General features: G+C 65.6%; 11 protein-coding genes and 1 pseudogene. 9 read left to right on the forward strand and 3 right to left on the reverse strand.

The window, feature by feature from the left end:
• A partial coding sequence (locus WBB07_RS14795; protein ID WP_526308921.1) for a putative PEP-binding protein occupies positions 1-1,487 on the forward strand: 1,487 nt, incomplete at its 5' end.
• A 68-nt stretch (positions 1,488-1,555) separates the two neighbouring features.
• A complete protein-coding gene (locus tag WBB07_RS14800) occupies positions 1,556-2,533 on the forward strand; it encodes a pirin family protein (protein WP_526308923.1) in 978 nt (325 codons plus the stop codon).
• Positions 2,534-2,536: 3 nt separating this feature from the next.
• Here WBB07_RS14800 and WBB07_RS14805 read toward each other — a convergent pair whose 3' ends face one another.
• A complete protein-coding gene (locus WBB07_RS14805; RefSeq protein WP_526308925.1) occupies positions 2,537-4,672 on the reverse strand; it encodes an FUSC family protein in 2,136 nt (711 codons plus the stop codon).
• Between the two features lie 35 nt (positions 4,673-4,707).
• Entirely contained in the window at positions 4,708-5,271 is a 564-nt protein-coding gene (locus WBB07_RS14810; protein ID WP_526308927.1) for a TetR/AcrR family transcriptional regulator, read from the reverse strand.
• A gap of 372 nt (positions 5,272-5,643) precedes the next feature.
• On the opposite strand from WBB07_RS14810, the gene WBB07_RS14815 reads away from it, so the two are divergent.
• The 7 genes and pseudogenes from WBB07_RS14815 to WBB07_RS14845 all read left to right on the forward strand — a co-directional run bounded on the left by WBB07_RS14815 (position 5,644) and on the right by WBB07_RS14845 (position 11,782).
• Positions 5,644-6,279, forward strand: a complete 636-nt coding sequence (locus tag WBB07_RS14815) for a TetR/AcrR family transcriptional regulator (protein ID WP_526308929.1) — start codon at positions 5,644-5,646, stop codon at positions 6,277-6,279.
• A 102-nt stretch (positions 6,280-6,381) separates the two neighbouring features.
• Positions 6,382-7,317 (forward strand): class I SAM-dependent methyltransferase, encoded by a 936-nt coding sequence (locus WBB07_RS14820; RefSeq protein WP_526308931.1) that lies wholly within the window; start codon positions 6,382-6,384, stop codon positions 7,315-7,317.
• A gap of 1,102 nt (positions 7,318-8,419) precedes the next feature.
• Entirely contained in the window at positions 8,420-9,838 is a 1,419-nt protein-coding gene (locus tag WBB07_RS14825; protein ID WP_526308933.1) for an aldehyde dehydrogenase family protein, read from the forward strand.
• 37 nt (positions 9,839-9,875) lie between these two features.
• A complete protein-coding gene (locus WBB07_RS14830) occupies positions 9,876-10,739 on the forward strand; it encodes an SDR family oxidoreductase (protein WP_526308935.1) in 864 nt (287 codons plus the stop codon).
• Between the two features lie 19 nt (positions 10,740-10,758).
• Positions 10,759-11,034: pseudogene (locus tag WBB07_RS14835) on the forward strand (alcohol dehydrogenase catalytic domain-containing protein); the annotation flags it as partial.
• Positions 11,030-11,218: a hypothetical protein gene (locus tag WBB07_RS14840; RefSeq protein ID WP_526309007.1), complete on the forward strand. Its 189-nt coding sequence runs from the start codon at positions 11,030-11,032 to the stop codon at positions 11,216-11,218. The pseudogene WBB07_RS14835 and the gene WBB07_RS14840, both read left to right, overlap by 5 nt.
• A gap of 81 nt (positions 11,219-11,299) precedes the next feature.
• Positions 11,300-11,782 (forward strand): DUF456 family protein, encoded by a 483-nt coding sequence (locus tag WBB07_RS14845; protein ID WP_526308937.1) that lies wholly within the window; start codon positions 11,300-11,302, stop codon positions 11,780-11,782.
• A 19-nt stretch (positions 11,783-11,801) separates the two neighbouring features.
• Here the strand turns inward: WBB07_RS14845 and WBB07_RS14850 are convergent, their stop codons facing one another.
• Positions 11,802-12,686, reverse strand: a complete 885-nt coding sequence (locus WBB07_RS14850; RefSeq protein ID WP_526308939.1) for a helix-turn-helix domain-containing protein — start codon at positions 12,684-12,686, stop codon at positions 11,802-11,804.
• Positions 12,687-12,831: the final 145 nt, after the last annotated feature.

Genomic DNA, 12,831 nt, shown 5'->3' on the forward strand with positions numbered 1-12,831 from the left:
TACGGGAGCGCGCCGCACTCGCGACCGGAGCCGCTGCGGAGGTGCTGGCCGCCACGGCCACGCTGGCGCAGGACCGGGCGTGGCTGGGCGCCGCCGAGAAGAGGATCGGTCAGGGCGCTCCGGCCACACGTGCCACGGTCGAGGCCGTCGCCCAGTTCACCGACCTGTTCACTCAGATGGGTGGACTCATGGCCGAACGGGTCACCGATCTACGAGATATCCGTGACCGGGTGGTGGCGGAGCTCGCCGGGGTGGCCGAACCCGGTGTCCCGGTGCCGGAGGTGCCGTCGATCCTGTGTGCCGAGGACCTGGCCCCGGCCGACACCGCAGGTCTGGACCCGACGCTGATAGTCGGTTTGGCGACCACGCTGGGGGGTCCCACCAGTCATACCGCCATCATCGCCCGGCAATTGGGGATCCCCTGTGTGGTGGCCGTCGACGGCCTCGACGGTGTGCCGGTCGGCGCGAACGTGCTGCTCGACGGCACCGCCGGAACGGTTGCGGTGGAACCGGATCCGGATCAGGCTCGGTTGCATGTCCGCCAGGCCGCCGAGATCGCCGCGGTCACCGCCCAGTGGATCGGGCCGGGCGCCACCGCCGACGGGCATCCCGTGGCGATCTTGGCGAACGTGCAGGACGGTGCTGCCGCGCGCGCAGCGCGGGAAGCCCCAGCCGAGGGCATCGGCCTGTTCCGCACTGAATTGTGTTTCCTGAATCGGGATTCCGAACCAACCGTCGAAGAGCAGGCGCTGATCTACGGTGAGGTGCTCGAGGCGTTCGACGGGCACAAGGTCGTGGTCCGCACCCTCGATGCCGGCTCGGACAAACCGCTCAAGTTCGCCGGGACGGCCGACGAGGCCAACCCCGCGCTGGGGGTCCGCGGTATCCGCATCGCCGCGGCAAACCCCGACCTGCTGGAGCGTCAGCTGCAGGCCATTGCCACGGCCGCCGCACGCGTCGGTGCGGCGCCCTGGGTGATGGCCCCGATGATCGCCACCTCGGAGGAGGCCAGGTCTTTCGCCGAGCGGGTGCGTGCGCACGGTCTGACACCCGGGGTGATGATCGAGGTGCCCGCTGCGGCGCTGCTGGCGGATCGCATCCTGGCTCACGTCGACTTCCTGTCGATCGGTACCAACGACCTGGCGCAGTACACGATGGCCGCTGACCGGATGTCGGCCGAGTTGGCCGCGCTCACCGACCCCTGGCAGCCCGCGGTCTTGGCCTTGGTGTCGCTGGCGGCCCGGGCGGGACTCGATGCGGGTAAGCCGGTTGGGGTCTGTGGGGAAGCGGCGGCCGATCCCCTTCTGGCCTGTGTGCTTGTCGGGCTCGGTGTCTCCTCCCTGTCCGCGGCCTCGGCGGCAGTCCGGGCCGTCGGTGCCAAGTTGTCGACGGTCACGCTGAAGCAGTGTCAAGATGCTGCCGAAGCGGTCTTGAACACCGCGAGCGCTGCCTCGGCCCGTGCCGCCGCGCAAGCCGTTCTGCTCTGACCCCGGGGAATAATCGGACTCCAGTCCGGTTATAGGATTATCATCCGATACTCCCAGGAGGTGTCCAGATGCCGGCCATCACAGTCGACAGCGCCACCATGCTGACCCTGCCGCAGGTGTCCTCGCCGTCCCCGTATGACACCGAGCGGCCCGTCCGGTCGGTCACATCCGGACCTCGCGGCTACGAGGGTGAAGGCTTTCCCGTCGTTCGCGCGTTCGCCGGGGTCCCGGCCGCCGATCTCGACCCGTTTGTCCACATGGACCAGATGGGCGAGGTCGAGTACTCACCCGGTGAACCACGGGGTACCGACTGGCACCCGCACCGCGGGTTCGAGACCGTCACCTACATGATCGATGGTCGCTTCGCCCACCAGGATTCCCATGGCGGCGGTGGCCTCATCGCCGACGGCGCCACCCAGTGGATGACGGCCGGCTCCGGAATCCTGCACATCGAAACCCCGCCGGCAGAACTTGTCGAGAGCGGTGGCCTCTTCCACGGGATCCAGCTGTGGGTGAACCTGCCGAAGAAAGACAAGTTCGCCGCGCCCAAGTATCAGTCCATCGAGGGCGCGGAGGCCGCGCTGCTGTCGTCGTCCGACGGTGGGGCGCTGGTGCGGATCATCGCGGGAAATGTCGACGACCAAGCCGGACCCGGCGCTACCCACACTCCGATCACCTTGGCGCATGCCACAATTGCGCCGGGGGCCGAACTGAACCTGCCGTGGAACCGGGATTTCAACGCCCTGGTCTACATCCTCAGCGGTCGCGGCACCGTCGGGCCGGTGAAGCATCCGATCCAGCAGGGCCAGCTTGCGGTGCTGGGTCCCGGTGACCGCATCACCGTCGCCGCCGATCACGGGCAGGACTCGAATCGGCCGGCGCTGGAAGTGCTCCTGCTCGGAGGCAAACCGATCCGGGAACCGGTCTTCCAATACGGGCCGTTTGTGATGAGCTCGAAGTCCGAGCTGGTCCAGGCGGTCGAGGATTTCAACGCCGGCCGCTTCGGGGTCATCCCGCCGAATGCGTTGATGCCGCACCGGGTCTGAGGCTCAGGGCACCGGGTAGAGCAGTTCCAGTTCGCCGAGGTTGGCAGCCACTGTGACCAGTGGCAGGGCGTTGGCGATCGGATTCTGCTCACCTGGTGCCTCGGTGCGCAGCGCCGTCACGAAGTCGGTGACGATGGCTTCGGCGCCGATGGGTGTGTCGGTACGTCCCGACATGCGGTTGCACACCACCAGCGAGTGGCGATCCAGCACCGCGCGGGTGCGGGGATAGGCGGCCGCGTCGTTCGGGGCGACGATATCGGCGATCAGGTCCGCGGCGATGCGCAACCGGATGGCGCGGTTGGCCCGCCGAACCACCGGGCCGCGGTCATCGGTGGGCCCGCCGCTCTCCGAAAGATACTGGCGGATACCGTCGTCGACGGTGCGGGCCGTGGTGAGCGCCCGATAGCTGAGCTCGGTGACCCGCGCCGTCCCGTCGGCGGTTGATTCTCCGTGGGTGATCCGGGCGACCGCCGCCTGCAGGTAGCGGGTGCCGACCTGGAACGCCGCGTCGGTAGCCGTGGTGACCGCGTTGCGGGAACCTCGCGGCCACAACAGCAACGACACCACCAGGCCGACGGCGCCGCCGATGGCGATGTCCTCGATCCGGACCAGGCCCACTTGCCATCCACTCGGGGCGATCAGGTTGAACACGATCAACACCAGCATGGTGAACGCTGCTTGGCCCGCGGCAAACGACGCGACCTCCGGCACGTAGGCGGCGACAAACGCGACGATGGGCAATACCGTCCACAGCACGACGGGATCAACACCGATCAGCTCGATCAGGACCGCCCCGAGGACAAATCCCAAAACGGTGCCGACGACCGCACGAATCACCTTGGTGCCGGTGGTCAATGCGCTGCTGCGCAGCACCGACATGGCGGCCAGCACCACCCAGAAGCCGTGCTCGACGGGGAACAGGTGGGTGGTGGCCACCGCGGCCGCCAGGCCCAGACCGGTGCGCAGACTGTTGCGGACGACGACGGCGCGAGTGGCCAGGTAGCCGGACGGGATGTTGGCGACGGCTTGGGTTTCCGACAGCACCCGGACCGCGGCACCCATCTCGGGCAGCTGCCGCCCGAGCACCCGCATCAGTACGGGGCGGGCGTCGGCGGCCGCTGCGGTGGCGATGACCCGCCCGGTCATGGCAACGGTGGCGCCGAATGTGCGGCGTGTCAGCAGCCGGCGTCCGACCGCCACGGCGTCGGTGTCGCCCACACTCTCGAGGATGTCGGCGATGTCCTCGCGGTAGCGGCCCTGAGCCACCTCCCGCAGATCGGCCAGCGCCTCGTCGAGTTCGGCCCGCGCCGGGGCGCGGTCCGCCACGCGCGCGATGCGCAACAGCCGGGCGCTGGCCCGCAACACCCGCACCGCCGGCTCGGTCATCACCCCGAGGTTGTCGGCGGTTTCCTCCTGCACGCGGTCGCACAACCACTCGAGGTCGTCGATCACGCGCACCAGTGCCCGACTGCCCGCGGTCAGCCCCACCGGCCGGAAATCGCTGCCGACATAGTTGGCCCACAGTGCGTTCATCGCCCGATTTACCGCGCGCCGGTCATCGTGGCCTTCCAGGTGATGAGCCAGCACCGCGCACACCCGCGCGGCGTGGCGTCGAAGATCGTCGTGGTGACGGGGCGGGAGCAGGAACAGCGCCGCCGGGACACACACCGCGAGCGCGATGAACCAGCCCAGCAGCCGTTCGTGGACCGGGCCGGCCGGAGTGCAGACGGGCAGGACGAACGTCAGCAACGTGGCGCGTTGTCCCGCGGCGATGGAGGTGCTCAGCACGCCGGCGAATGTCACCGCAACGCCGAGGACAAACATCGCCGCGACCGCCAGCCACGGATGGGGTGCGATCAGGGTGCCCAGGGTGATCAGAACCGCCCCGATGCCGCCCAACCCGGCGTAGCAGGTGGCCCGCCCAGCCCGATTGCCGGGAAAGTCCACGACGATCAGCAGGGCGATGGAGCCGAAGATCGCGAACAGCGGCGTCTGGCCGTTGCCGACAAGAAAGCCGATGCCCGCCGATATCGGGATGACAAGCGCGGCCCGGGCGGCGCGCCGGAAGGCGTCCAGTTCCGGGTCGCGGTTCTCGACTCGGTCGAGGGCCCGGCGCGCCAGCTTGCCGAGGGTCCTCATGGGGTCAACCGTAGAGGCCGTCTCGGACAGCCCCCTCAGTCGGGGAAGACAGCCATGTCGCCCGTCTCGAGGATGCGGCGAAACAGCGCTGTGGTGAGCTGGGTGAACGCCGTGTGGTCCCGGGGCAGGGTGCTCTGCTCGTAACCGACCAGCAGGTAGAGTGCCCATTTCGCGAACGCATCGGCTTGTCGCTCGTCGCCGAGGATCTCCAGCGCCGACCCGTGCACGATGTCGTAGCGGACCGCGTCGAGGCTGACGACGACGTTGCGGACCCGGGCGTCAACCGAACTCCAGGCCCGTACCGCCGCGTAGGCATCGAAGGGAAGTCCGAGCCCCACTTCCATCATCAGGTCGATCCGCCGGTATGGATCGGCCTCGTCAGCCAAGGCATCCATCCGCTCCTGGGTGAGGCTGGTGAGCCAGTGTTCGATCAGCTCATGGGTGTACTCGGCCCAGTTGTTGAAGTAGTGGTAGAAGGATCCCGTCGTGACGCCGACCCGGTGGCACACCTCGGCAAGCTTCAAGCCGCCATAGCCCAGATCTGCGAGTATCCCTATCCCGACTCGGAAGTACGCATTTCTGGTTACAGCCGTCCCCATAAGTCCCCCACCCTAATTTACGTTTCTGGTGGTTTATCCGTCAGCACCCTGTGCTGGCAAATCAAATGGCAAATCCTTTAGTGCTGCTCGACTTTTTCTTCGTTTTTCGTGGCGAACTCAGACACAGACCGAGGGATTGCGTTGCGCAGCTTTTTAACGCAACGGGCAATCGAGCCCGATCGTATGACATTTCGGTGACGTAGGGGCAGACGCCGAGCTCATCGGGGCATACGGTGGAGGCAAATGCCACAATCGTCCGGAACAGGTCGTTCACGAATCGCAGGGGTAATCATTGATAGTCGAGATCGCCACGTGGCGACTTTTCGTGAACAATCGAAAAGGTCACCAAGTGACCTATGGCACAATTTGACTGTGCCGCACACAGCAAGCAGGGGGCCTGGGCGTCCTCCGGCAGCGAAGGCTGCCGAAACCCGGGAGCGAATTTTGCATGCAGCCCGGCAGGTGTTCAGCGAACTCGGGTACGACGCTGCCACGTTCCAGGCCATCGCCATCCGTGCCGATCTGACCCGGCCTGCGATCAATCACTACTTCGCCAGCAAGCGGCTGCTCTACCAAGAACTCGTCGAGCAGACCAACAGTGTGGTGGTAGCGGCCGGTGCTGATCGCGCACAATCGGCAACGTCGTTGGTGGAGCGGCTGATGGCGTTCCTCGGGGCGGCGGTGCAGGCCGACGAAAAGGATCTCTCGGCGGCCGCCTTCCTGGTCACCGCAGTTATGGAGTCGCAGCGGCATCCAGAGCTCAACCAGTCCAAGAACGATTCTCTCGAGGCGTCCCGCCAGTTCGTCCGGTGGGCAGTGGACCAGTCCATCGCCTCCGGTGAACTACGTACCGACACCAATGTCGACTCACTGGTGGAGATGCTGGTCGCAGTGCTCTGGGGGATGGGCTTCTACGCGGGATTCGTCGGCGACCACGACGCTCTCGGTCGCGTCACCGAACAGCTGGAGTTGCTTCTGCAGCAGAAGCTTTGGGAGTTCCAGGCCTGACGTACCGCGGCTGTTCACGAGGCGGCTAGGTTGCCTAAGTTATTCGGTAGGATGGTCGGCGAATGCCGGTACGCCGCCGGCCCTTGACCGAGGGACCGTCCGATGAGTGCTCTGCGCAGTGCCGATGACAGCTGGGACATCGCTACCAGTGTGGGCAGTACGGCGGTCATGGTGGCCGCCGCCCGTGCCAACGAGACCGAGCAGCCGGAACCGCTGATCCGCGACCCCTACGCCAAAATGCTGGTGGCCGGGGCCGGCACCGGGGTCTGGGAGAACGTGCTCGATCCTGAGCTGACCACACGATTGGCCGATATCGATGCCGAGATGGCCACTGTGTTCACCCACATGCGCAACTATCAGGCGGTCCGAACCCACTACTTCGACGCGTTCTTCGCCGACGCGCTCGCAGCCGGGATCCGGCAGGTCGTGATCCTGGCCTCGGGGCTGGACTCGAGGGCGTACCGGTTGGACTGGCCCGCCGGTACCGACGTTTTCGAGATCGATCAACCGCTGGTGTTGGAATACAAGTCGGCCACCCTGGCCCGGCACGGTGTCACGGCCAAGGCGCGGCGCCACGAGGTGCCGGTGGACCTCCGTTTCGACTGGCCGGCTGCGTTGACAGCAGCGGGATTCGACGCCACCCGTCCCACCGCATGGCTGGCCGAGGGGTTGCTGATGTACTTGCCGGCCGACGCCCAGGACCGGTTGTTCGACAACATCGGTGGCCTGAGTGCGCCGGGCAGCAGGGTAGCCGCCGAAACCATGCGAGACCAGTCCTCGGCCAGGCGCGACGAGATGCGGGAACGCTTTGCGCGTGTCGCCGAAAAGTTGGGTATGGCGGCGATGCCGGATATTCAGGACCTGACCTACGACGACCCCGACCGGGCGGATCTTGCGCAGTGGCTCAACGAGCACGGCTGGCAGGCCTCCGATCTGGATTCCCAGCAGGAGATGCGACGGCTGCAGCGGTGGTTGGATGTCCCGTTCCGCAACGGCGATGACTCGTTCTCGCGGTTTGTGGTGGCTGAACGCAGCTGACTCCGCCCCGGGTGCGCTTCTTGTGCGACCCGGCCGATCGAGCGTGGCGGGACCAGCCATCGTCGTCGAAAATCGTTGTATGGCAACGGAATTTACTCGCGCGGTGTGTCTGCTGCGCCCGCCGCCGCTGCCGAAACTCCCAGCTCCACCGCTGGCTACGTGCCTGGTCAGCAACGTGCCCTGTCGCCGGCGTGCCGCGGTACCGAGAACGGACCACCGATGCCGGGTGTGCAGGGCGCGCAAGTGGCATATTCCTTCTCGGGGAGTATGCAATAGCGAACAAATATGGGCGGCGGGCGCACGGAAAGCCGTTCCAGCTCGCTGAACGCCCAACTCGATGGCGGACAATAGGGCACGGGATGCCGTCGACATGAAAAGGCGATGAGAAGGAAAACAAAGACAAGTAGGGCCATGAGAAAAAACAGAACGCCACAATTTCTCTATGGAAGAAAAGATGGCGGCGGTCGAAGAATTGAAATGGGTGGTGCGGTTACCGGCTGATCGATTTGTGTGAAGGCGGGGTCGTGGACGGTCAAAGCTCCGGATTGTGAATCCCGGCCGATGGGGCGGCGTCGGTACGGGGAAGTGAAGTTTCTTCCACGGTCCGGCGGGGATGAGCCCGAATGGCCTCCAGTGCAACAAGAATGCCGGTCGGTGGGAATATCGGCACCGACTTCCGGCAGGTCAGCACCGTCGCTGCACACAGGTGTCGCGTGGAGCGACACCGCTTGAACGGCCCCCGTGTTGTGCCCAATCAATGGACGCTGGTACCACCCATTAAACGAGGCGGTGTCGGCGTCATTAAGTGACGCTGCACCGGTATCCCGCTCAAATGAGGCTGCACTGAAAGAGGTCATGCTTCGGCCGCCGATACGGTCTTGTCGCGATGTTGGTGATTCCTATCGACAAAACTCTGTTGTCGACCTCAAATATGTCGTTCGCAACCACGGTGGTTTCAGATCGGGCGGTCCACGGGGCACGAGGTACTCAGGAACGGGCAGCGACCGCGGGGGTGGCCCGCGCACCCCTGTCGCCCAACCAGGTGGTTGGTTACCATCGGCTGTGGACGGTGCCCCAGCGTGCCGGTAAAGGAAGGGCAGCAATGACCACAGATTCCGTCGTCCCCGCCGTCTCGGCGACTGCCGAGACCGGAACCCCCGACATTCCTGCTCTGGTCGCCGGCCTGCGCAAGACATATGCCTCCGGGCGCACCCGTTCACTCGACTGGCGTCGCAACCAATTGCGGGCACTCGAGAAGCTGATCACGGAGAACGAGGGCCGCATCGCCGATGCGCTGGCCCAGGACCTGGACCGCAGCCCCTTCGAGGCCTGGCTGGCCGACGTCGCGAGCACTGCCAGCGAAGCGCATGACGCGGCCCGCAACGTCGGGAAGTGGGCCCGGCGCAAATACCGGCTGCTGGAGTTCTCGCAGCTGCCCGGTCGCGGGTGGGTCGAGTACGAACCATACGGCTGTGTACTGGTCATCGGAGCGTGGAACTTCCCGTTCGCGCTGACGCTGGGACCCGCTGTGGGCGCAATCGCCGCGGGTAACACCGTGGTGCTCAAACCCTCCGAAGTGGCGCCGGCGTCGTCGGCACTGATGGCCGAACTGGTACCGAAGTACCTCGACAGCGAGGCGGTTGTTGTCGTCGAAGGTGATGGTGCGGTCAGCCAGGAGCTGATCAACCAGGGTTTCGACAAGCTGTGCTTCACCGGTGGCACCGAAATCGGCCGCCGGGTCTACGAGAGCGCAGCCCCGCACCTGACACCGGTGACTCTGGAGCTCGGCGGCAAAAGCCCGGTCATTGTGTCCCGTGACGCCGATATCGATGTGGCGGCCAAACGGATTGCCTGGACCAAGCTGCTCAACTCCGGTCAGATCTGCATCGCCCCGGACTATGTCCTTGCCGAGGCGCCGATCCGCGATCGGTTGGTCAGCAAAATCGGGGAGGCCGTGTCGAAGTTCGAAGCCGACAACCCCGGCGGCAGGCGCATCGTCAACCAGCGACACTTCGACCGGCTGAGCACCTCGCTGGCCGCCACCAAGGGCACCGTGGCAGTCGGCGGCGGCACCGACGCTGCTCAACTGCGGATCCAGCCCACCGTCGTCGTCGATCCCGACCTGGACGAACCACTGATGCGCGACGAGATCTTCGGCCCCATCCTGCCGATCGTGACTGTCGAATCTGTGGACGCGGCAATCGCTTTCGTGAACTCGCGACCGAAGCCACTGGCGGCGTATCTGTTCACCAAGTCCAAGGCCGTGCGGGAACGCGTCATCAAGGAGGTGCCGGCAGGGGGGATGCTGGTCAACCACCTGATCTTCCAGTTCGCCACGGCCAAGTTGCCGTTCGGTGGTGTCGGTCCATCGGGTATCGGGGCGTATCACGGCAAGTTCGGTTTCGAAGAGTTCAGCCATCGCAAGTCGGTGCTGACGAAGCCGACCCGACCCGACCTGTCTGCAGTCATCTATCCCCCGTATACAGAGAAGGCGTGGAAGTTGGCACGCAAAATTTTCTGACCTGCGATGCTCGTCGCGGTCCCGAGAGAGGAAGCACATGCCCGGAGTTGCAGATCGTGTTGTTGCCGTCACCGGTGCCGGTGGTGGTCTGGGGCGGGAGTACGCGCTGACGCTGGCCCGTGAGGGCGCGGCGGTGGTGGTCAACGACCTGGGCGGTTCCCGAGACGGCACCGGCGGCGGGTCGGCGATGGCAGACCAGGTGGTGGCCGAGATCCGTGAAGCCGGCGGGCGCGCGGTGGCGAACTACGACAGCGTGGCCGAACCCGAGGGCGCCGAGAACATCATCAAGACCGCGATCGACGAGTTCGGCAAGATCGACGGCGTGGTGAGCAACGCGGGCATCCTGCGTGACGGCACCTTCCACAAGATGACTTATGAGAACTGGGACTCGGTGCTCAAGGTCCACCTGTACGGCGGATACAACGTCATCCGGGCGGCGTGGCCACATTTTCGGGAACAGAGTTTCGGCCGGGTTGTCGTTGCGACCTCCACCAGCGGGCTGTTCGGCAATTTCGGCCAGGCCAACTACGGTGCGGCCAAACTGGGTCTGGTCGGTCTGATCAACACGCTGGCGCAAGAGGGCGCCAAGTACAACATCAAGACCAACGCCGTCGCCCCCATCGCGGCGACCCGGATGACCGAGGACATCCTGCCGCCCGAGGTGCTCAAGAATCTCACCCCCGAGTTTGTCGCGCCCGTGGTGGCTTATCTGTGCACCGAGGAACTCCAGGACACCGATTCGGTGTTCATCGTCGGTGGCGGCAAGGTGCAGCGGACCGCGCTGTTCCAGAACGAGGGCGTCACCTTCTCGGCGCCGCCGTCGGTCGACGATATCGCCGGCAAGTGGTCGGAGATCACCGACCTGTCTGCTGCCAAGTCGGCAGCCTTCACCCTCCGTTAGATCGAGGGCCGGTTCGCTCGTGAAATCCTGTGTGGTGCAGGAGCTCTCGGGACCCTCGGGCATGTCCGTCATCGATGTGCCCGACGTCGCCGGTGGCCCTGGCGATGTGGTGGTCGATGTGCGGGCTGCCGGAGTGTGTTTCCCGGACCTGCTGCTGGCGAAGGGGGCGTATCAGCTCAAACTCCCGCCGCCCTTCGTGCCGGGCGTGGAGGTTGCCGGTGTCGTGCGCTCGGCACCCGATGATTCCGGGTTCGTTACCGGGCAGCGGGTGTCGGCGTTCACGATGATGGGTGGGCTACGGAGAGTTCGTCAACCGGGCTCCTGGGGCGCAAGCCGAGATCGGCGCCGGCATTGCGGAACTGGTCGTCACGGGGCTGCGGCCTCCAGCGCCGCAACGGTTTCCGCTCTCCGATGCCCTGTTGGTATTGCAGTCACTGGCTGACGGTGCGGTGCTGGGCAAACTCGTGCTCGAACCATAAGGGCGCGAGGAACGGATCGCGAATGGGTACTCTCGAGCGAGAAGTGAGGGTGCGAGGGACGAGCGCGGGAACGGATCGCGAATGGGTACTCTGGGCATCGTTCTCGTAGCGCTGGCGATCGCCGTCGGCCTGGCCGGCATCATCTTGCCGATCCTGCCCGGCGCGCTGTTGGTGTTCGTCTCGATCACGGTCTGGGCGATTGTCGAGCGCACCGCAGTCTCCTGGGTGACGCTGGGTGTTGTTGCAGCGCTGTTCATCACAGCTGAGGTGGTCAAGTACGTCTGGCCCGTCAAACGAATGCGGCGGGCCGAGGTACAAACGCGCAGTTTGGTGCTCGGTGCGGTACTGGGCGTCATCGGGTTCTTTGTGGTCCCGGTTCTCGGTTTGTTGCTCGGATTTGTGCTCGGGGTGTTTCTCGCGGAACTTGCCGTACGGCACAGTCCCACCCGAGCGTGGGTGTCGACGGTGCACGCTCTCAAAGGCGTGGCGTTGTCGGTCGGGGTGGAACTCGTCGGTGCTCTCGCATCGACGGTGGTCTGGATCTGTGCCGTCGTCTTCTGGTGATGGGTGTCCGGAGAACGGACTACTCGATGTGCAGGAACGGATCGATGGCTCCGGCTTCCACGGGCTGCTCGCGGCGGTACAGCTCCGGGTCGGCACCCAGAGCGACGAGCTTGGCGTGGCTGGGCGAACCCGGCTCGGCAGTGAACACCAGCAGGGTGTGTAGCTGCACCATGTCGTAGAGAATCTGGCACTGTACTTCGAGCACTCCCAACTTGGGATGCGCGATGCGCTTGGTCAGTTCGTGACTTGAGGTGACGTCGTGCAGCTTCCACAATGCGGCGAATTCTGAACTGCGCCTGAGTAAGTCGTCGACAATCCGGGCCGCTCGCGAATCGGCGCCGTCGCGGGCGTAGGTCACCCGGGTGCTGGCTACAAACGAGCGGCCGATCACCGCGTGATCCTCGGCCGGATACACCAGGCGAGCGGCCGGATCGGTGAACCACCGGTAGACAACGCTGCGGGCCAAACCTTCATATACGGTCTCGTCGCCCATCAGGGCACGCGCCGGTGGAGTCTGCACCAAGGTCTCGCCCAACGCGGACATCACCTGAGCCGGGGTGTCCTGCAGACGATCCAGGATGCGCATCGTCGCCGGGCTGACGTGCTCGCCGCTGAGGGTCCGGGCCGGCGCGTTGTGGCCCGCCAAGCGGAACAGATGATCCCGCTCGTCGACCGACAATCGCAGTGCCCGCGCCAGGGATGCCAGCACCTCCGGAGACGGCTGCGGTGCCCGCCGTTGCTCCATCCGGCTGTAGTAGTCGGTGGAGATCAGCGCCAGGGCCGCCACCTCCTCGCGACGCAATCCCACAGTGCGCCGCCGGGCCCCGGCCGGCAGCCCTACTTCGTCGGGCGTCAGCGCCTCTCGTCGATTACGCAGGAAGTCAGCCAGTTGACTCTGATCCATCACCCCAGTGTCCCTACCGTTGGCCCTACCAACCAGGGATCGGCAGATCCCCGATACTTCATTCGACCCCCGATGCGCCGACGGTGCACCGGCCGAGGCCTGGTCGATGTGTCAGCAGCCCCGATGTCACGACAACCCTGGTGCC

It is taken from the genome of Mycobacterium sp. (assembly GCF_049647605.1).
In the GTDB taxonomy this organism is placed as follows: Bacteria; Actinomycetota; Actinomycetes; order Mycobacteriales; family Mycobacteriaceae; genus Mycobacterium.

Coding starts and splice junctions, on each gene's coding strand:
- WBB07_RS14800 (WP_526308923.1), top strand. CDS start 1,556: ATGCCGGCCATCACAGTCGACAGCGCCACCATGCTGACCCTGCCGCAG.
- WBB07_RS14850 (WP_526308939.1), bottom strand. CDS start 12,686: ATGGATCAGAGTCAACTGGCTGACTTCCTGCGTAATCGACGAGAGGCG.
- WBB07_RS14825 (WP_526308933.1), top strand. CDS start 8,420: ATGACCACAGATTCCGTCGTCCCCGCCGTCTCGGCGACTGCCGAGACC.
- WBB07_RS14805 (WP_526308925.1), bottom strand. CDS start 4,672: ATGAGGACCCTCGGCAAGCTGGCGCGCCGGGCCCTCGACCGAGTCGAG.
- WBB07_RS14830 (WP_526308935.1), top strand. CDS start 9,876: ATGCCCGGAGTTGCAGATCGTGTTGTTGCCGTCACCGGTGCCGGTGGT.
- WBB07_RS14810 (WP_526308927.1), bottom strand. CDS start 5,271: ATGGGGACGGCTGTAACCAGAAATGCGTACTTCCGAGTCGGGATAGGG.
- WBB07_RS14845 (WP_526308937.1), top strand. CDS start 11,300: ATGGGTACTCTGGGCATCGTTCTCGTAGCGCTGGCGATCGCCGTCGGC.
- WBB07_RS14820 (WP_526308931.1), top strand. CDS start 6,382: ATGAGTGCTCTGCGCAGTGCCGATGACAGCTGGGACATCGCTACCAGT.